Source organism: Enterobacteriaceae bacterium ESL0689, assembly GCA_029433525.1.
Lineage (GTDB): Bacteria > Pseudomonadota > Gammaproteobacteria > Enterobacterales > Enterobacteriaceae > JAQTIF01.
Map to the genome: position 1 here is coordinate 715,008 of JAQTIF010000001.1, position 19,545 is coordinate 734,552.

Genomic DNA, 19,545 nt, shown 5'->3' on the forward strand with positions numbered 1-19,545 from the left:
ACAGTTCCTTTTATTAAATGACGGACGCTTATTCAGGGACGATCCAGTTAACCATAGCATGGCCCGTTCCGGTGGGAGATAATTTACGGTGCAGCCAGGGCAAAATGGTGCTCATTTGCTGTTCCAGCTTCCACGGGGGATTAATTACGATCATCCCGGAAGCGGTCATTCCCCGCTGGCTGTTATCCGGGCGTATCGCCAGCTCGATCTGCATGATTTTACGGATACCCGTTTCCGTTAACGCTTTTATCATGCGCTTAATTTGCGGGCGTAATACCACCGGATACCACAGCGCATAAACCCCGGTAGCAAAGCGTTTATATCCTTCATGAATACCCTCAACCACTGCCTGATAATCACTTTTTATCTCATAAGGGGGATCGATAAGGATCAGGCCACGACGGCAAACGGGCGGTAGTTTGGCTTTTAACTGCTGGTAACCATCCGCTTTTGCCACATGAACACGCGGATCTTTGCGGAACTCAGCACGCAGGAGGGGATAGTCGCCAGGATGCAGCTCCGTCAGTAGCAGATTGTCCTGCTCACGCAGTAGCTGGCTGGCGATTAAAGGGGAACCGGGATAGTAACGTAATTGGCCGCTACGGTTAAGCTGCTGGACGACAGAGTGATACGTTTCCATTTCGCCCGGCAGTGAATCCTGCTGCCAGATGCGGGCGATCCCTTCGAGATATTCACCGGTACGCTCTGCATGTTCGTGATACAGTTGATAGCGTCCGGCGCCCGCGTGGGTATCGAGATAGAGAAAGGGTTTTTCTTTCTCCTTGAGCGCTTCGATAATCAGGCTCTGAACAGTGTGTTTAAGAACGTCGGCGTGATTACCAGCGTGAAAGCTATGGCGATAACTGAGCATGGGTGCAGCGGTTCCGGGAGTGAAATAGAAGATATGCCTCATAGTCTACCGCAGAACGAGACAGATTACTGCTTTTGTCCCGCCTCCTCGCGTGGATAACGCGCAGGCGTTAGCCCGATTTCAGCGCTTTGCCGACGGGTAGCCGAGCATTGAAATTCCCGTGAAGATCCCCCATGCTAGGGGTCATATTGAGGCGGCAAAGTCCGTATTCCATTCATTTTTTAACAGGACAGCGCAACATGACTAATCCATTACTGGCTCCTTTTTTATTGCCACCGTTTTCTGCGATCAAACCAGAACAGATTGTTCCTGCGATTAATAAAGCACTGGATGATTGCCGTGCAACAGTAGAGCATGTTGTGGCACAAGGTGCCCCCTATCGCTGGGAGACATTATGTCAGCCACTGGCAGAAGTGGATGATACGTTATGGCGTATTTTCTCGCCGATAAGTCACCTGAATGCGGTTAAGAATAGTCCTGAATTACGCGAGGCTTACGAACAGGTATTACCCCTGCTGTCAGAATATGGCACCTGGGTCGGGCAGCACAAAGGGCTGTATCAGGCATACCGTGACTTGCGTCAGGGGGACTATTACGCCGGGCTGAGTATTGCTGAGAAAAAAGTCGTTGATAATGCGTTACGTGATTTTGAGCTGTCTGGCATAGGCCTGGAAGAAGAGAAACAGCAGCGTTATGGCGAGATTATGGCGCGTTTGTCTGAGCTGAGTAACCAGTACAGCAATAATGTGCTGGATGCCACGATGGGCTGGAGCAAACAGGTAAGCGATGCTCAGCAACTCTCCGGTATGCCGGAAGATGCGCTGGCGGCGGCACATGCCCGGGCACAGGAGAAGCAGCAGGAAGGCTATCTGCTGACCCTCGATGTTCCCAGCTATCTGTCAGTAATCACTTACTGTGACAACCAGGCACTGCGTGAAGAGATGTATTATGCCTATTCCACCCGCGCTTCTGATCAGGGGCCGAATGCAGGTCAATGGGACAACACCCCGGTGATGGAAGAGATCCTCGCCCTCCGCCATGAACTGGCACAACTGCTCGGTTTCGATAACTACGCCAGCAAATCGCTGGTCACCAAAATGGCGCAAAGCGCGCAGCAGGTGATCGCCTTCCTGAGCGACCTTGCTCAACGCGCTCGTCCGCAAGGTGAAAGAGAGCTGGCGCAATTACGCGCTTTTGCTCAGAGCCAATTTGGTGTTGATGAGCTCCAGCCGTGGGATATTGCGTACTACAGCGAGAAGCAAAAGCAGCATCTCTACCATATCAACAATGAGCAGCTGCGCCCGTACTTCCCGGAAAACCGGGTGGTGAAGGGGCTGTTCGAAGTGGTTAAGCGGATTTATGGCATTAGCGTCAAAGAGCGCTCGGATATCGATGTCTGGCATCCCGATGTCCGCTTTTTTGAGCTTTATGATGAAAGCAACCTGCTGCGTGGTAGCTTTTATCTCGATCTCTATGCCCGTGAACATAAACGTGGTGGTGCATGGATGGACGATTGCGTCAGTCAGATACGTAAACAGGATGGCTCGCTGCAAAAGCCAGTCGCTTACCTGACCTGCAATTTTAACCGTCCGGTGAATGGTAAACCGGCGCTATTTACCCATGACGAAGTGATAACACTGTTTCATGAGTTTGGTCACGGCCTGCACCATATGCTGACGGAGATTGAGACTGCCGGCGTCTCCGGTATCAATGGCGTACCGTGGGATGCGGTTGAGTTACCGAGTCAGTTTATGGAGAACTGGTGCTGGCAGCCGGAGGCGCTGGCGTTTATCTCTGGTCATTATGAAACCGGTGAGCCGTTGCCGCGTGAATTACTCGACAAAATGCTGGCAGCGAAAAATTATCAGGCCGCCTTGTTTATTTTACGACAACTGGAATTTGGCTTATTTGATTTCCGCTTACATACCGAATATCAGCCGCAACAGGGGGCGAGGATCCTCGAAACGCTGAAGGAAGTCAAAGAACAGGTCGCCGTCGCACCCAGTCCATCATGGGGACGTTTCCCCCATGCCTTCAGCCATATTTTTGCCGGTGGCTATGCGGCAGGTTATTACAGTTATTTGTGGGCAGAAGTGCTGGCGGTGGATGCGTTCGCCCGTTTTGAAGAAGAGGGGATTTTCAATCGTCAGGCAGGGCAGGCGTTCCTGGAAAATATTCTCAGCCGTGGTGGTTCAGAAGATCCGATGGCGTTGTTTAAACGCTTCCGGGGACGTGCCCCGCGTCTGAATGCCATGCTCAGACATTATGGCATCCGGGGTTAAATAGTGCGGTGAAAATCGGCCTGATTGATGAAACCGGCAGTGGGGAGCGCCCGCTATCTGCCCTCGCAGCCCGCTGGCAATTGATTGCGGATGACAGCCATCCCCTGGCGCTGGTGATGACCAGTGAACATCTGGAGCTGCGTAAGCGTGATGAGCCCAAACTGGGGGGGATCTTCGTCGATTTTGTCAACGGAGCGCTGGCATATCGGCGTAAATTTGGTGGTGGGCGTGGCGAAGCTGTGGCCCGGGCGGTGGGCATCAAAGGGGACTATCTGCCCGATGTGGTTGACGCGACGGCAGGACTGGGGCGCGATGCTTTTGTGCTGGCGGCGGTGGGTTGCCATGTGCGTATGGTGGAACGCCACCCTGTCGTGGCTGCCCTGCTTGATGATGGCCTGGCGCGCGGTTATGCCGATCCGGAAATTGGCCCGTGGCTCCGTCAGCGGTTGCAGTTAATTCATGCCTCCAGTTTGCAGCTGCTCAGTGAAATCGTACCGCGTCCACAGGTGGTCTATCTTGATCCGATGTTTCCCCATCGCAACAAAAGCGCGCTGGTCAAGAAAGAGATGCGGGTGTTTCAGTCACTGGTGGGTGCCGATCAGGACGCGGATGATCTGCTGGCGCCAGCACGGCGGCTGGCGACCAAACGCGTGGTGGTAAAACGCCCGGATTACGCGCCGCCCCTGGCGGGCGTCGCAACCGTCAATGCAGTGGCCACCAAAGGCCACCGCTTTGATATTTACGCCGCTGTGCGGCCGTAAATGAGGCGTATCGCGTGTGGCGATTAATTCTCGTCATCGCGCATCGGGATTACCAGCATATCAACGTGAACGGTGTTAATAAGCTGGCGCGCGGAAGACATCAGTTTGCTCCAGAAATCCTGATGATGGCCACAAACCACTAAGTCCATATCATATTTTTTAATCGCATCGACCAGCACCTGACCGAAATCACCGCTGCCGCTCAGCACTTCGGTAATCGGATAACCGGCATTGGAGGACAGTTCCGTCAGCGCGTGCTGTGTCTCTTCAGAGACCCGTTTTTGCATATCACCGAGATTAACATCAATAAGACCGGTATAAAGATCAGAGTAGTTCACATCGACGTGTATCAGCGAAACTTTTGCATTGTAAGGACGAGCCATAGAAACCGCCTTCTCTACCAGTAATTGACTCTCTGGTGAGAGGTCTACTGCGATAAGTATGTGTTTATAAGCCATAAAGTTATTCCTTTCGTAGGTTGTCGATGATGACTGAATGGGTAAGTGCCAGCGTTTCCCTGCATCCTGACGCTCAGCAGCCAGCACTTTAAAGATTCCATTATAGGAAATACTGTTACCTTATAGTGCCCCTGAAACATCGTCAATGTGTCCGGTTTCGCAAAAATTAAACAAAAAGAGAATTATTGTGCTCCTGAACGCAGCCAGCAGAGGTGATTAATATCCCCACTCTGGCCACCGATTAGTGCAGAGAATTCGCGCGCTGTCCGGCAGAGAATTAACCGACAAGCAACATCCGACACCTGGTATTCAGTCGCGCTAAAACAGAGCAAAAAGTGACGGTTATTGAGCCATACCGTGCTTCCGGTGATGACAGCGTTGTGGCTGGTGGTATCACCAGAAGACAGGATCAGGGTGAGTGTGATTAATGATGGTTAATGCGTCAGTCAGCGTCGTAAAAATGACGGGTATCACATGCGATATGCGGGTATTACCGTTGACCGTGGATAGCAGGAAGGTGTTGCCAGATATCATGCTCTCAGATGATATCTGGCGACTTTTTTACATCAGATAATTTGCAGCGCGATCCAGAACAGGCTACCGGATAACATAATGGCGGCGGGCAGGGTGAGAACCCATGCGAGCAGAATATTGGTCACCGTTTTTTTCTGCAGACCGCCGCCATCAACCAGCATGGTTCCGGCTACCGCAGAGGAGAGAACGTGGGTTGTCGATACCGGCATTCCGGTATAACTGGCGAGGCCAATCGATAAGGCGGCCGTCACCTGGGCTGACATTCCCTGGGCATAGGTCATCCCTTTTTTACCGATTTTTTCACCGATAGTCGTCGCCACCCGACGCCAGCCCACCATCGTACCGACACCCAACGCCAGTGCGACCGCCATAATAATCCATATCGGCGCGTACTCGATGGTACTGAGCATATCGATTTTCAGTTTCTTTAACAGACGCTTATCGTTGCTACTCATTTCCGGAAGCTTGATCACTTTATCAAGTGTATCGGCAATGCACATCATAATGCGGCGAAACTGACTGCGTTGCTCAATCGAGAGCGCATCGTAGCTTTCAACGCCGGTCAGCATGGTTTTGATATGGTTGAGTGCATTGATGGTATTCGCTGGATGGCAATGAAATTCACCGCTGTTTTGTGTCGCGACGGACGCTGGCGGTAAAATCAGCTGATCGACGCCTGTCGCCTGTTTTAACAGATCCGGATGTTGCTGAAAAAAGTATTCCACCGTATTAACCGCATCACGGGTGCGGGTAATTTCATAACCAGAGGCATTCATGTTAACCGCGAATCCTGCGGGTGCGACGCCGATGAGCACCAGCATTACCAGGCCAATCCCTTTTTGCCCGTCATTGGCACCGTGAGAGAACGAAACACCCACAGCCGAAAGGATCAGTGCGATACGGGTCCAGAAGGGCGGTTTTTTCTTGCCATCTTTCTTTTCACGCTCTGCCGGTGTCATATGAATACGGGCACGCTTTTTGGTGTTGCTCCAGTAATGGCGCAACAGGAAGATAAGTCCGCCCGCAACCACCATGCCGACGAGGGGGGAGACGATCAGAGAGGAAAAAATACTGATAACTTTAGGGATATTTAATGCATCAACCACAGAAGTACCGGTCATAACCGCATTGGTTAAACCAATACCAATGATAGCGCCAATCAGGGTATGTGAGCTGGAGGCTGGCAATCCCAGATACCAGGTACCCAGATTCCAGATAATGGCGGCCAGTAACATGGAGAACATCATCGCCAGGCCATGTGCCGAGCCCATATTCAGTAACAGATCAGTTGGTAACATGTGCACAATAGCATAAGCTACGCTCAGACCGCCTAACAGGACACCGAAAAAGTTAAAAAGCGCCGCCATGACGACCGCGAGCTGTGCCCGCATGGCCCGGGTATAAATCACCGTAGCGACCGCGTTTGCGGTATCATGAAAGCCATTAATGGCTTCATAAACCAGGACAAATGCCAGGGCAAGAAGCATGAATAATCCGGTGTGAAAATCAAGACCGGCAAATAAATGTAGCATAGGACGTTACGCCATTTTGGGGACATGACGCGGCGCATTATCAGTGACTTTAGTGGTATGGGCAAAGTGAAATATAACTTTTTTTAAAAATTTCTTTCATTCTTTTGCTCTGTTTTTTAATTTATTTTTTATTTTTCAATAAATTATGATGTTTCACGTTTTTGCGCCAATAACGTTAGAATGAAAATAACGCAATTTGACGATAACAATGAGGACAAAAGCGACGAAAGGTTTTACTGTCGTGATGACAGCGGAAACAATGGCATGAAACTGGGGGAGGCGATCAGGTCACCATGACGTGCTGTGTCAGGCGTTCATATGATGGAACCATTTCCATTTTTATTTTGTTTAAGCGCGCTGATGCAGGATATTTTATCGTCGCATAGATCGTTATTTTTGATGGATAACAGAGCAGGAAAATCATGAGCGAATTTTTGCCGTTTTCGCGCCCCTCGATGGGCGACGCAGAGCTGGCAGCCCTGCACGAAGTTTTGCAATCGGGCTGGATCACCACCGGACCGAAAAACCAGGCACTGGAAGAGGCATTTTGCACCCTGACCGGGAACCGTCACGCCGTGGCCGTCAGTTCGGCGACCGGCGGTATGCATATTGCGTTGATGGCACTGGGTATTGGCCCCGGTGACGAAGTGATTACCCCTTCCCAGACCTGGGTTTCTACACTGAATATGATCTGCCTGCTGGGGGCAACACCGGTGATGATCGATGTCGATCGCGATAATCTCATGGTGACTGCTGAAGCGGTAGAAGCGGCCATCACGCCACGAACCAAAGCGATTATTCCGGTACACTACGCCGGGGTGCCCGCCGATATTGACGCGCTGCGGGCGGTGAGCGAGCGTCATGGTATTGCGCTGATCGAAGATGCGGCTCACGCGGCAGGCACCTGGTATAAAGACCATCATGTGGGCCATCGTGGAACGGCGATTTTCTCTTTTCACGCGATCAAAAATATGACCTGTGCGGAAGGGGGTCTGATTGTCACTGATGACGATCTGCTTGCTGACCGTATGCGTAGCCTGAAGTTTCATGGCCTCGGGGTGGATGCTTTCGATCGCCAGACACAGGGACGCGCGCCCCAGGCCGAAGTGGTCTCACCGGGCTTCAAATATAATCTGGCCGATATCAATGCCGCGCTGGCTCTGGTACAGCTGGATAAACTGCCCCAGGCCAATCAGCGTCGTGGCGAAATCGCACAACGTTATTTGAGTGAACTGGCGGATACCCCTTTTCAGCCATTGGCGCTCCCAGCCTGGCCACATCGGCACGCCTGGCATTTGTTTATTATTCGCGTTGATGAAGCCAGCTGTGGCCTCAGTCGTGATGCGTTGATGGCAAAACTCAAAGCGATGGGGATTGGCACCGGCTTACATTTCCGTGCCGCACACACACAAAAATATTATCGTGAACGTTTTCCGACGCTGTCATTACCCAATACTGAATGGAACAGCGCACGTATCTGTTCACTCCCTTTGTTCCCGGATATGACCGATAACGATGCTTCCCGCGTCATTTCCGCGCTGCATCAGTTGTCAGGATATTAATATGTTGAATTACCCTCCTATCCAGAAAGTCTCCGTGGTGATCCCGGTTTATAACGAACAGGAGAGTCTGCCTGAGCTGATCCGGCGCACAGAAGCAGCCTGTGAGACGCTCGACTGTCAGTACGAAATTTTGCTGGTGGATGATGGCAGCCAGGATGATTCTGCCCGGATTATGACTACTGCCGCAGAGGCGAAAGACAGTCCTTTTGTCGCGGTGATGCTGAATCGTAACTATGGCCAGCACTCAGCGATTATGGCCGGTTTTAGCCATGTCACCGGCGATCTGGTGATTACGCTTGATGCTGACCTGCAAAACCCGCCCGAAGAGATCCCGCGTCTGGTCAGCAAGGCCAATGAAGGCTATGACGTGGTGGGCACCATACGCCAGAACCGCCAGGATACCTGGTTTCGTAAAAGCGCCTCAAAGCTGATTAACCGCCTGATCCAGCACACCACCGGCCAGGCGATGGCGGATTATGGCTGCATGTTGCGTGCCTATCGCCGCCATATCATCGATGCGATGCTGAATTGCCATGAGCGCAGCACGTTTATTCCGATCCTCGCCAATACCTTTGCTCGTCGAACGACAGAAATTCCGGTGAAGCATGCCGAGCGAGAATTTGGTAACTCTAAATACAGTTTTATGCGCCTGATCAATCTGATGTACGATTTGGTGACTTGCCTGACCACCACCCCCTTGCGCCTGCTTAGCGTTTTTGGCAGCGTGATCGCGTTGCTGGGCTTCGCTTTCGCCTTTCTGCTGGTGATTTTTCGCCTGGTCTTTGGCCCACAATGGGCGGCAGAAGGGGTATTTATGTTATTTGCTGTGCTGTTTATGTTTATTGGTGCCCAGTTTGTGGGCATGGGATTACTCGGGGAGTATATTGGCCGAATTTATAACGATGTCCGTGCCCGTCCCCGTTATTACATTCAACGTGTTGTTCGTCAGCCGGAAACGGCATCTCAAGAGGAAGATCATTCATGAAAGCTGTCGTCTTCGCCTATCACGACATGGGTTGCGCAGGTATTCAGTCTCTGCTGGAGTGCGGGTATGAAATTGTCGCTATTTTTACCCATCCGGATAATCCTGGCGAAAACCAGTTCTTTGGTTCGGTTGCGCGTCTGGCCGCAGAACGTGGCATTCCGGTGTGGGCACCTGAAGAGGTGAATCACCCCTTGTGGATTGAACGTATCCGCGAAATGCAGCCTGATATCCTATTCTCCTTCTATTATCGCCATTTACTCGGTGAGGAGATCCTCAGTCTGCCCTCCAGGGGCGCTTTTAATCTCCACGGCTCACTGTTACCGAAATATCGTGGCCGAGCCCCGCTCAACTGGGTACTGGTCAATGGTGAAAGTGAAACCGGCGTTACCTTGCACCGGATGATTTCGCAGGCTGATGCCGGTGATATTGTCGCGCAGCAACGTGTCGCGATAGATGACGATGATAACGCACTGGCTTTGCATCGCAAATTGTGTGCTGCCGCGTCCGTGTTGCTGGCTCAGGCACTGCCAGCGATTCGCGATAACACCATTCAGCCCTGGGCGCAGGATGAAAGTCAGGCGAGCTGGGTGGGAAGGCGTTCACCCGAAGATGGCCGCCTCGACTGGGATAAGCCAGCGTCGGTTTTGCATAATCTGGTGCGTGCGGTGTCTGATCCGTGGCCGGGTGCGTTCAGCTATGTCGGGGCGAATAAATTCATTGTCTGGCAGTCGCGCGTCCGTGATGATCTGCCCGCCGCCAGACCGGGCACGGTCATCTCGACCACACCACTGGTGATTGCCTGTGGCGAAGGAGCGCTGGAAATCGTCACCGGGCAGTCAGAGCAAGGTGTCTATATGCAGGGCGGACAGCTGGCTCAGACGCTGGGGCTGGTGGCCGGTGCGGTGCTGAGTAGCAAGCCGGTAGTGGCGGTGAAACGTCGTACCCGGGTACTGATCCTCGGCGTCAATGGCTTTATTGGTAATCATCTGACCGAACGTTTATTGCAGGATGACAATTACGAAGTCTATGGCCTTGATATTGGCTCTGATGCCATCACCCGTTTCCTCGATAACCCGCGTTTTCATTTTGTCGAAGGGGATATCAGTATTCATTCCGAGTGGATTGAGTATCACATCAAGAAGTGTGATGTGATCCTGCCGCTGGTGGCGATTGCGACACCGATCGAATATACCCGTAATCCATTGCGCGTATTCGAACTCGATTTTGAAGAGAACCTGAAGATTATCCGTGACTGCGTGAAATACAATAAGCGCATTATCTTCCCGTCAACGTCGGAAGTGTATGGTATGTGTACCGATAACAACTTCGATGAAGACAGTTCGAACCTGGTGGTCGGGCCGATTAACAAACAGCGCTGGATCTACTCAGTCTCCAAGCAGTTGCTGGATCGGGTGATCTGGGCCTATGGCGATAAAACAGGTTTGCGCTTTACCCTGTTCCGCCCCTTTAACTGGATGGGGCCACGACTCGATAACCTCAATGCGGCCCGTATTGGGAGTTCGAGAGCGATCACGCAACTGATCCTCAACCTGGTGGAAGGCTCGCCGATTAAGCTTATCGAAGGGGGTAAGCAGAAGCGTTGCTTTACCGATATCAGCGATGGTATCGAAGCGCTGTTTCGGATCATCGAAAATAAAGAAGGGCGCTGTGATGGCAAGATTATCAATATTGGTAATCCGGAGAATGAAGCCAGTATCAAGGAGCTGGCAGAAATGTTGCTGGCGTGCTTTGAGCGTCACCCCTTGCGCAGTCATTTCCCGCCATTCGCCGGTTTTCGTGAAGTAGAAAGCAGCGACTATTACGGTAAAGGTTATCAGGATGTCGAACATCGTAAGCCGAATATCCGTAATGCGCAGCGCTATCTCGACTGGTCACCGACCGTACCGATGGAAGAGACGGTAGAACAGACGCTCGATTTCTTCCTGCGGACGGTTGAGCTGGCGGAAGAACCGCGTTCATGAGGCGTGTCGGCTTACGCATCGATGTTGATACTTTTCGTGGTACACGCCAGGGTGTACCACAGTTGCTGGCCTTGCTGAAGCAGCATGATATTCAGGCCAGCTTCTTTTTCAGTGTCGGGCCGGATAATATGGGACGCCATTTATGGCGTCTGATAAAACCCAAATTCCTGTGGAAAATGCTGCGTTCCCATGCCGCTTCATTATATGGCTGGGATATTCTGCTGGCCGGAACCGCCTGGCCTGGCCGCCTTATTGGCGCAGGTAATGCCGCGATTATCCGCGCAACCGCAGACGCTCATGAAGTGGGGCTGCATGCCTGGGATCACTATCGCTGGCAGACATGGAGCGGTGTCTGGTCACCGGCGCGGCTGGAGCAGGAGATCGCGTCGGGTCTGCGTGAGCTGGAGCGTATTATCGGTCGCCCGGTCAGCTGCTCAGCAGTGGCCGGCTGGCGTGCTGATTCACGGGTGATCACGGCGAAAGCAGCGTTTGATTTTCGCTATAACAGCGACTGTCGTGGCAGCCAGCCTTTTTTACCACAGACCGATCAGGGCTCCCTGGCGACCGTGCAGATCCCGGTCACCTTACCGACCTGGGATGAAGTGGTGGGTCGTGATGTCGATGCCGGTGGTTTCAATCGCTATTTGCTGGACAGCATTCACCGTGATCAGGGGACGCCAGTCTATACTATTCATGCTGAAGTGGAAGGTATCGCTTTTGCCCGCCAGTTTGATGCCTTACTGACGATGGTGAAGCAGGAGGCGATCCAGTTTTGCCCGCTTAGCCAGTTATTGCCGGATGATCTCAGCACGCTTCCGGTGGGGAGGGTGGTGCGTGGTGAATGGCCAGGGCGGGAAGGCTGGCTGGGGTGTCAACAGTTATTGAGTCCAGAGTATGAAAAACCTCCGCGCTAGCCTCTTGTTATTGCTGGCATTTTTTGCGCTGTACTATGTCTTGCCGCTGAATTTCCGTCCACTCTGGCAACCAGATGAAACACGCTATGCGGAAATCAGCCGTGAAATGCTGGCCTCCGGCGACTGGCTGGTGCCCCATCTGCTGGGATTGCGCTATTTTGAAAAACCGGTCGCCGGTTACTGGATTAACAATATCGGCCAGGGGTTATTTGGCCATAACAACTTTGCGGTACGCTTTGGTTCCCTGTTTTCGACTGGCATAACCGCCCTGCTGGTCGCGTGGATGGCCTGGCGAATCTGGCGCGATAAACGGCTGTCGTTACTTTCAGCGTTAATCTTTTTGACCGCTCAGTTAGTCTACGCCGTGGGCACTTATGCCGCGCTGGATCCGATGTTGACCTTGTGGCTGGCGATGGCGATGTGTAGCTTCTGGTACGGGGCGACGTCACCGACCCGGCAGGGGAAATGGCTGGGATATGTGCTACTGGGGATCGCTTGTGGCATGGGGATGATGACCAAAGGTTTTCTGGCGCTGGCGGTGCCGATCGTCGGGGTGATGCCGTGGGTTATTGCCCGTCAACGCTGGCGCGAAGTGTTGACCTGGGGCTGGCTGGCGGTGGTGGTTTGCGTGCTGGTGGTTCTGCCCTGGGGGCTGGTGATTGCGCAACGTGAGCCGGATTTCTGGCGTTATTTTTTCTGGGTGGAACATATTCAGCGTTTTGCCGAGGATAACGCTCAGCATAAAGCGCCGTTCTGGTACTACATTCCCTTTCTGCTCGTCGGAAGCTTACCGTGGCTGGCACTGCTGCCAGGCGCTGTACGTCGTGGCTGGGGGAGAGCGGATGAGGCACGCGGTGCGTTCTACCTGCTTGGCTGGCTGGTGATGCCGTTGCTGTTTTTTAGTATCGCCAAAGGTAAATTACCGACCTATATCCTGCCATGCTTTGTTCCGCTGGCTATTTTGCTGGCGCGCTATGCGCTGGATGCGATAAAAGCCGGATCAAAAGTTTTGCCAGTTAATGGCCTGATAAATGTTATTTTCGGCCTTATAGGAATGGTTGCTGTGCTGGTGGTCTCTCCGTGGGGCCTGCTGTCGGTTCCGGTCTGGACAACGGCGGAACTGAGTAAATGCCTGCTGGCGATGGTCGCTTTTGCCGCCTGGGCGCTGATGGGCGCACTGGCAATGCGCCGTAACGGACGATACTGGCTGTTATCCGCCTGTTGCCCGCTTATGCTGGGCTGGCTGGCAGGCTTCGTGATCCCCGACCAGGTGAGCAATAGCAAACAGCCACAGTTTATCATTCATGCAGAGCAGGCATCCCTGACGTCGTCCCGTTATGTATTGAGCAACAATGTTGGGCTCGCGGCGGGGCTGGCATGGGAACTGCAACGTGACGATATCATTCTCTATGATCGCCAGGGTGAGTTGAAATATGGTTTAGACTGGCCGGATGCTCAGCAACACTTTGTCAGTCATCGTCATTTCGTCCGCTGGCTGGCAACACATCGCCAGTCAGGGCCGGTTTCTCTGCTTTTGCTGATGGATAAAACAAAAACGGTGGCGGATTTATCGTTACCGCCGCCGGATAAAATCCATCAGGCGGGGCGTATTCTCTATTTACAGTATCTGCCGCAATGACTATCTGGATCAGTTTACTGTTCGCCAGCCTGTTAAGTTGTCTTGGGCAACTCTGTCAGAAACAGGCAACCCGCCCGTCACGTGCTGTGCGTCGTCATCTGGTGATCTGGCTGGGGCTGGCATTATTCTGCCTCGGAATGAGCATGCTATTGTGGCTTGCTGTATTACAGGCCATTCCGGTGAGTATTGCCTATCCGATGCTGAGTCTCAATTTTGTCTGGATCACCCTGGCGGCGCGGTGGATTTGGCATGAGCCGATTGCACGCCGACACTGGCTGGGGGTGGGACTGATCGTTATCGGTATTATTATCCTCGGGAGCAGCGCCTGATGGGATTATGTTGGGCATTATTGAGTGTTGCGCTGGCGAGTCTGGCACAACTGTTATTGCGCAGTGCGATGGTGTCACTGCCATCGCTGACTGATCCGATTAACTTTGTGATCCATCTGTGGCCGCCGGGATTTGGCAGTCTCGCCTTGCTGCTTGGTCTGAGTGGTTATGTATTATCGATGGGTTGCTGGTACTTTGCGTTACGCCAGATCCCCCTCGCCAAAGCCTACGCCTTACTGAGTCTGAGCTACATTGTGGTGTGGGCGGCGGCGATCCTGTTACCAGGCTGGGATGAGCCTTTTCACTGGCGGGCGTTATTCGGGGTGTTGATGATTATCGCGGGCGTACTGACCATTTTCTGGCCACGGCGGCAATAATATCGGAAAAAACAGCCCCCATAGATATGGCGCTGGAGGCTGCAATAGCGGGCTAGCAATTACTGGATAGTGATGGTGCTGATGATATTTTCAGCGTCGATCTGCGCTTGTTTCTGATCGCCAATCGGCTGTGTTATCTGCATGGTCAGCAGGTTATCGTCGATTTTACCCAGAACAATCGAAGACCATGAGCGCTGGCCTTTGATAGAAATGATACTATCCAGTTGCCACAGAGGGTGGCCATTGATGGTAATCGTTTTACTGCCGACGATCTGTAACTGGGGATCCCGGCTGCGCTGTAGCGCAACCATGCGTTGCGCGAGGACTGCTAAATCTTCTTTTATCGCACTGCCCATGATCACCAGTACCGTTTTTTTCCCGGAGGCGTCAGCGTAGACGTGCATATTGCCGCCCTGGTTAGTCATTTCGGCAGGTAATAAGAAGCTCAGTTTGCCGTTTAGCAGGCTGATGGTTTGATTATGGGCATGGCTCTCGATCGCAGCTGTGTCTGAATCGCTGTCGTCACAAGCTGCGCACGTCATCATCAGCAAGCTAATACCAGCAAATTTTACCCAATTCCGCATTAACATCTTCCTTTATGATAAATGGTCATTAAGAGCCTGGCCCATTAGGCTAATTTACTGGCCATTCTGGTCCAGGGCGGCGGTTTCTCCGCGTTGTCCGGGTCGCCAGCAATACCGGGTGGGATAGGCTCTAAATCATTGCCCGTCTATCTTATCACATCGGAATGAGCATAACTTTAATCCGCTTGCAATACTGATAAGAGCGGTTTATTGGCCATTTTTTTCAGCATCACGCCCAGTAACATACCATACATGGGCAGGAAAAAGATCAGACTGATAAGCACCTTGAAGCTGTAGTCAACCAGCGCTATCTCTCCCCAGTGTGCGGCCATAAAGGGGTCCGGGCTGCGCCAGAAGGCAATAAAAAAGAAGGCGACGGTATCGCTGATATTACCGAACAGCGTCGAAGCTGCCGGTGCCAGCCACCAGCGACGATTTTTGCGCAGACGATTAAAGACATGGACATCGAGGATCTGTCCGAGGACATAAGCCATAAAGCTCGCCACCGCAATGCGGGCGACAAACAGATTAAAATCACCCAGCGCAGCGAAACCCTGCCATTTCCCCATATAGAATAACGCGGAAACAACATAGGAGATCAGCAATGCCGGAAGCATCACCGCAAGGATTATCCGTCTTGCCAGCGGAGCACCGAAAATCCGCACGGTCAAATCGGTGGCGAGAAAGATAAAGGGAAAGCTGAAGGCACCCCAGGTGGTATGAAAACCAAAAATGGTAATCGGAAGCTGAACCAGATAGTTACTGGAAGTGATAATCAGCAGATGGAAAAGCGCCAGCCAGAATAGCGCTTTCTGATGTTGTAACAGAGTAGATGAACGCATATTAATTCCTTTTTAGAGCCTGATGAGCCAGGCTTTTAGTGATGGGGTGAGGGAACCCATAAAAACGGCAGCATCATACTGCGTTGAGCCAGCAATGCAATCATTGTTTCTCGTGCTGGTTCAGATGGCGTTTGCGTCAGCGAAAAGTCGCGGTAAACTACCGCTGTTTTGTTGAAGAGAGATAAAAATGAGTGAGCCTTTGAGCTGTGCTGATCATACTCTGGACGCCCAGGGATTGCGTTGCCCGGAGCCTGTGATGATGGTACGCAAAACGGTACGCACCATGCCAGTTGGCGAGACGCTATTAATTATTGCTGACGATCCGGCGACTGTCCGCGATATTCCGGGATTTTGCCGGTTTATGGAACATGAACTGGTGGCACAGGAAACCGTCTCGTTACCGTATCGGTATCTGATCCGTAAATGCCACTGAAATTTCCCCGGTACAGCAAGCACAGCCGGGGAACAGTGAGGTTATTTTCTGCGTAGCAGCCGCAGCGCGTTGGCCGTTACCAGTACCGTCGCACCGGAGTCCGCCAGGACTGCCAGCCACAAGCCGGTCAGGCCAAGCAGTGTCGTAATGAGAAAAATGCCCTTCAGCCCAAGCGCAATGGCGATATTTTGCTGAATGTTGGCGTGTGTCGCACGAGCCAGAGCAATGATCTGCGGCAGACCGGTCAGGCGGTTATGGGTTAAAGCGGCATCCGCCGTTTCCAGCGCCACATCAGTGCCACTACCCATCGCAATACCGATGGTGGCGGCTTTCATCGCTGGCGCATCATTAATGCCATCGCCGACCATCGCCAGCGGCGCTTGTGCATTGAGCGCATTCACCGCCGCGACTTTATCAGCGGGAAGTAATCCCGCGCGGAACGCCAGCCCCAGCTGATCGGCAATCGCCGCGGCGGCACGCGGGTTGTCACCGGTCAGGATCACGCCCTTGATGCCAAGCTGCTGCAGTTGATCAACCGCCTGGCGTGCATCCTCACGTAGGGTATCCTGCAGCGCAAGGAGCCCGATCACCTTATCGTCGCGCAGCACAACAACGACGGTCTGACCCGAATTTTCCAGTTGCTGGATCTGCGTTTCATACTGTGGGAGCGTCTGTTTTGCTGCGGTACAGATCAATATCCGCTGATCATCAACTTCGCCAGTAATGCCGGAACCGACCTGGGCCTGTTGATTGTGGGCAACCGGAACCGTCAGTTGTCGTTGTTGCGCTTCACGGACAATCGCTTGTGCCAGCGGATGGCTGGAGCCTTGTTCGACCGCCGCCGCCAGCATCAGCAAGTGGTTTTCATCCTCCCCGTTGTGGGCCACTATCGTGGTGACGCGTGGCTGGCCAACGGTCAGGGTACCTGTTTTATCAAAAGCGATTTGACGAACACGCGCCAGTTGCTCCAGTGCGGCACCGCCTTTAATTAATGCGCCATGTCGTGCCGCCACCGCCAGCCCGGAGGTAATCGCGGCGGGGGTGGAGATCACCAGTGCGCAGGGACAACCAATCAACAGCAGGGCCAGCCCCTTATAGAGCGAGAGAAACCAATCGCCCGCGAAGAGTAGCGGCGGTACGATAGCAACCAGCAACGCAGCGGCCATAATGGCTGGCGTATAGATCCGGCTGAAACGATCAATAAAACGCTCGACCGGTGCCCGGCGCTCTTCTGCCTCTTCAATCATGCGCAGAATACGATCGATGGCGTTGTCGCCAGGTTCGGAAACGACAGTCAGTTGTACCAGGCGATCAATACTGGTCGCACCGGCGGCTATTCGTTCGCCTGAGCGATGTTCCACCGGGACAGACTCGCCAGTGAGTGCGCTTTCATCGAAACTGGCAAAGGGGGTCAGCAGTTGGCCATCGGCAGGCAGACGTCCCCCGGCGGCCACCTCGATGATATCGCCAGGGCGCAAATCACTTTGCGCGACGGTTTCCCGCACGCCGTCACGCAGGCGAATCGCGGTGTCGGGCGTTAATGCCATTAACGCACTCACCCCCTGACGGGCACGGCTGGCTGCCCAGCCTTCAAGACGTTCACCGATCAGGAACAATAACAGCACCATCGCAGCTTCAGCTGTTGCGCCGATAAATAATGCCCCGATAGCGGCGATACTCATTAATGTTTCAATCGCAAACCAGCTACCGCTTCGCATCAGGCGTACTGCCTGGCGGGCGATGGGCCACAGTCCGACCAGGGTGGTGATAATAAAAGCACGCTGTCCGACGTCGGGCTTAAATTGTCCGATAACCCAGCTTGCGCTAATCATCAGTAACAGAATCAATAACATCCCGTTTTCCTGCCAGAAACTACTGTTGCTGGCGGCGGGGGCACTTTCATTGTGCAGCCGGTAGCCTATTGCACTGACTGCCGCTTCGACTTGCTGGCGAATATCACTATCGGCATCCACCAGCAGCTTTTCGCTGGTAAACAGCACTTGTGCCTGCCTGACGTCGGGGATCTGTCGTGCTGCATTTTCTACTTTGCGCGCGCAGGATGCGCAATCCATTCCCTCAACCTGCCAGTGATAACGCGCCTCTTTGAGTACCACTTCTTCCGCTATCGCGTCATGAACATGGTCAGATTCGATACAGCAGTTATCGGCTTCCGCCGTTGCCGGTTTGAATTTGAATGATGAGAATTGCGGAACTTTTTTACTTTGTTGTGCGGGTGTCGGCATAACATCCTCCTGATCGGCAAATGATCATTCTCCTGTTGCCTCCACAGAATACACTCTGGAGTCGACTCCAGAGTCAAGGATTAAATCACCGACAGCAGATGATTTTATTTATGGTTGTTTAGACTGACCACGCAGGTGATTTTTCTGCCAGACCAGCAGCTCCAGGACCCCAAAAATAAAGATACGTACCTGTTGCCAGCGGCTAAGGGGGATGCTGCCTGTCTTCTGTATCACCACCACCTTTAACAGCATAAGTTGTAAGCCATGCATCACCACCGTCAGCAACAGGGCGACATGGGTGAAAATATTCAAGGGTTTCGGAAAAGGCTGAAAAAGATTAGATAATAAAAAAGCCCAGACACACAGTATTAACAGGCGACCGATATTAATCAGCATCATCCCCTCCTGGACATTGCCGTTGATAAAGACGATAAGCGACCTGCCCGGCGACTTTTTCCCGATATAAAGTCCAGTTTGCTGGTACGGGAGGGAGGCCAGTTTCGATTTCACTTTCCACGTAGATAAAGGCGTTATGGGTTAACCAGCCATTTTGCTCGAGCAGATGGAATGTTTCTGCCAGTAGCCCCTGACGAAAAGGGGGATCGACAAAAACAATATGGTGGGGGGTACCCGCTTGCCGAAGCCAGCTCAGGGTATTGGTATTGATCACCTTGCCATGATGGGCCTTCAGGGTCAGCAGGTTGTTTTGCAATTGCCGGGCAACGCTGCGTTCCATCTCCAGTAGCGTGGCGTTGCCCGCATAGCGTGATAGCGCTTCCAGCCCCAGCGCACCACTGCCAGCAAAACAATCAAGGCAGTGGGCATCAATAATAACCGGAGCCAGCCAGTTAAACAGGGTTTCCCGCACCCTGTCGGTTGTTGGGCGCAAACCGGGGCTGACCGGTACCGGAAGTTTACGCCCCCGCCACTGTCCGCCAATAATGCGGATCTGGCCACTCTGTGGTAACGAGTCAGGTTTTTTCATCATTTTACCCGGAGTTTTATTTTCAGCCTGTTATTTTAACGACAGAACAGCCATGATGAAACCTTAGCATCTGGCCGGGCAGCATTATTTTACCCAACTTTCTGGCGCTGAATATGACCACTTCTGCTGGCAGCCAACGGCCAGGATGATTTCACCTCAGGAACTTGATCCCAGGGCGGTGATGCGAGAGAAGTTAAGTGATAAACTATGCGGCAAATATTATCATTTTCAG

General features: G+C 52.7%; 18 protein-coding genes. 10 read left to right on the plus strand and 8 right to left on the minus strand.

The genetic code is table 11. From position 1 onward, the window contains the following. Positions 1–28: 28 nt before the first annotated feature. Entirely contained in the window at positions 29–871 is an 843-nt protein-coding gene (locus tag PT300_03570; protein MDF7679735.1) for a 23S rRNA (adenine(2030)-N(6))-methyltransferase RlmJ, read from the minus strand. Positions 872–1,110: 239 nt separating this feature from the next. On the opposite strand from PT300_03570, the gene prlC reads away from it, so the two are divergent. Then, positions 1,111–3,153 (plus strand): oligopeptidase A, encoded by a 2,043-nt coding sequence (prlC, locus tag PT300_03575; protein ID MDF7679736.1) that lies wholly within the window; start codon positions 1,111–1,113, stop codon positions 3,151–3,153. Positions 3,154–3,161: 8 nt separating this feature from the next. Then, entirely contained in the window at positions 3,162–3,914 is a 753-nt protein-coding gene (gene rsmJ, locus PT300_03580; GenBank protein MDF7679737.1) for a 16S rRNA (guanine(1516)-N(2))-methyltransferase RsmJ, read from the plus strand. A gap of 23 nt (positions 3,915–3,937) precedes the next feature. Here the strand turns inward: rsmJ and uspA are convergent, their stop codons facing one another. Continuing rightward, complete coding sequence (gene uspA, locus PT300_03585) at positions 3,938–4,372, minus strand: universal stress protein UspA (protein MDF7679738.1); 435 nt, start codon at positions 4,370–4,372, stop codon at positions 3,938–3,940. Between the two features lie 566 nt (positions 4,373–4,938). Beyond that, a complete protein-coding gene (gene pitA, locus PT300_03590; protein ID MDF7679739.1) occupies positions 4,939–6,438 on the minus strand; it encodes an inorganic phosphate transporter PitA in 1,500 nt (499 codons plus the stop codon). A gap of 422 nt (positions 6,439–6,860) precedes the next feature. Here pitA and arnB point away from each other — a divergent pair, with 422 nt between their 5' ends. From arnB to arnF, 7 genes are read left to right on the plus strand one after another with little or no spacing between them, the layout of a single operon-like run. Continuing rightward, the gene (arnB, locus tag PT300_03595; GenBank protein MDF7679740.1) at positions 6,861–8,000 is read left to right on the plus strand and encodes a UDP-4-amino-4-deoxy-L-arabinose aminotransferase; all 1,140 of its coding nucleotides are present in this window, start codon (positions 6,861–6,863) and stop codon (positions 7,998–8,000) included. 1 nt (position 8,001) lies between these two features. Beyond that, complete coding sequence (arnC, locus tag PT300_03600; protein MDF7679741.1) at positions 8,002–8,985, plus strand: undecaprenyl-phosphate 4-deoxy-4-formamido-L-arabinose transferase; 984 nt, start codon at positions 8,002–8,004, stop codon at positions 8,983–8,985. Beyond that, positions 8,982–10,967: a bifunctional UDP-4-amino-4-deoxy-L-arabinose formyltransferase/UDP-glucuronic acid oxidase ArnA gene (gene arnA / locus PT300_03605; GenBank protein MDF7679742.1), complete on the plus strand. Its 1,986-nt coding sequence runs from the start codon at positions 8,982–8,984 to the stop codon at positions 10,965–10,967. Before arnC ends, arnA begins: the two co-directional genes overlap by 4 nt. After that, positions 10,964–11,881, plus strand: a complete 918-nt coding sequence (gene arnD, locus PT300_03610) for a 4-deoxy-4-formamido-L-arabinose-phosphoundecaprenol deformylase (protein MDF7679743.1) — start codon at positions 10,964–10,966, stop codon at positions 11,879–11,881. Before arnA ends, arnD begins: the two co-directional genes overlap by 4 nt. Beyond that, complete coding sequence (gene arnT, locus PT300_03615) at positions 11,862–13,520, plus strand: lipid IV(A) 4-amino-4-deoxy-L-arabinosyltransferase (GenBank protein MDF7679744.1); 1,659 nt, start codon at positions 11,862–11,864, stop codon at positions 13,518–13,520. The genes arnD and arnT overlap by 20 nt, the downstream gene beginning before the upstream one ends. Next, the gene (gene arnE, locus PT300_03620) at positions 13,517–13,849 is read left to right on the plus strand and encodes a 4-amino-4-deoxy-L-arabinose-phosphoundecaprenol flippase subunit ArnE (protein ID MDF7679745.1); all 333 of its coding nucleotides are present in this window, start codon (positions 13,517–13,519) and stop codon (positions 13,847–13,849) included. The genes arnT and arnE overlap by 4 nt, the downstream gene beginning before the upstream one ends. Continuing rightward, positions 13,849–14,226, plus strand: coding sequence for a 4-amino-4-deoxy-L-arabinose-phosphoundecaprenol flippase subunit ArnF (arnF, locus tag PT300_03625; GenBank protein ID MDF7679746.1), 378 nt, complete (start codon positions 13,849–13,851; stop codon positions 14,224–14,226). The genes arnE and arnF overlap by 1 nt, the downstream gene beginning before the upstream one ends. A 59-nt stretch (positions 14,227–14,285) precedes the next feature. Here arnF and PT300_03630 read toward each other — a convergent pair whose 3' ends face one another. Together PT300_03630 and PT300_03635 are read right to left on the minus strand one after the other, a co-directional pair. Next, on the minus strand, positions 14,286–14,810 hold the full coding sequence (locus PT300_03630) for a DcrB family lipoprotein (protein MDF7679747.1): 525 nt from the start codon (positions 14,808–14,810) through the stop codon (positions 14,286–14,288). A 176-nt stretch (positions 14,811–14,986) separates the two neighbouring features. Then, complete coding sequence (locus PT300_03635; GenBank protein MDF7679748.1) at positions 14,987–15,652, minus strand: 7-cyano-7-deazaguanine/7-aminomethyl-7-deazaguanine transporter; 666 nt, start codon at positions 15,650–15,652, stop codon at positions 14,987–14,989. A 187-nt stretch (positions 15,653–15,839) separates the two neighbouring features. Between PT300_03635 and tusA the strand changes: the two genes are divergently transcribed. Next, on the plus strand, positions 15,840–16,085 hold the full coding sequence (gene tusA, locus PT300_03640; protein MDF7679749.1) for a sulfurtransferase TusA: 246 nt from the start codon (positions 15,840–15,842) through the stop codon (positions 16,083–16,085). Positions 16,086–16,126: 41 nt separating this feature from the next. Here the strand turns inward: tusA and zntA are convergent, their stop codons facing one another. The 3 genes from zntA to rsmD form a co-directional block, all read right to left on the minus strand. Then, positions 16,127–18,328, minus strand: coding sequence for a Zn(II)/Cd(II)/Pb(II) translocating P-type ATPase ZntA (zntA, locus tag PT300_03645; protein MDF7679750.1), 2,202 nt, complete (start codon positions 18,326–18,328; stop codon positions 16,127–16,129). Positions 18,329–18,436: 108 nt separating this feature from the next. Continuing rightward, positions 18,437–18,724: a DUF1145 family protein gene (locus tag PT300_03650; GenBank protein ID MDF7679751.1), complete on the minus strand. Its 288-nt coding sequence runs from the start codon at positions 18,722–18,724 to the stop codon at positions 18,437–18,439. Further along, entirely contained in the window at positions 18,714–19,313 is a 600-nt protein-coding gene (rsmD, locus tag PT300_03655; protein MDF7679752.1) for a 16S rRNA (guanine(966)-N(2))-methyltransferase, read from the minus strand. The genes PT300_03650 and rsmD overlap by 11 nt, the downstream gene beginning before the upstream one ends. Positions 19,314–19,545 lie beyond the last annotated feature (232 nt).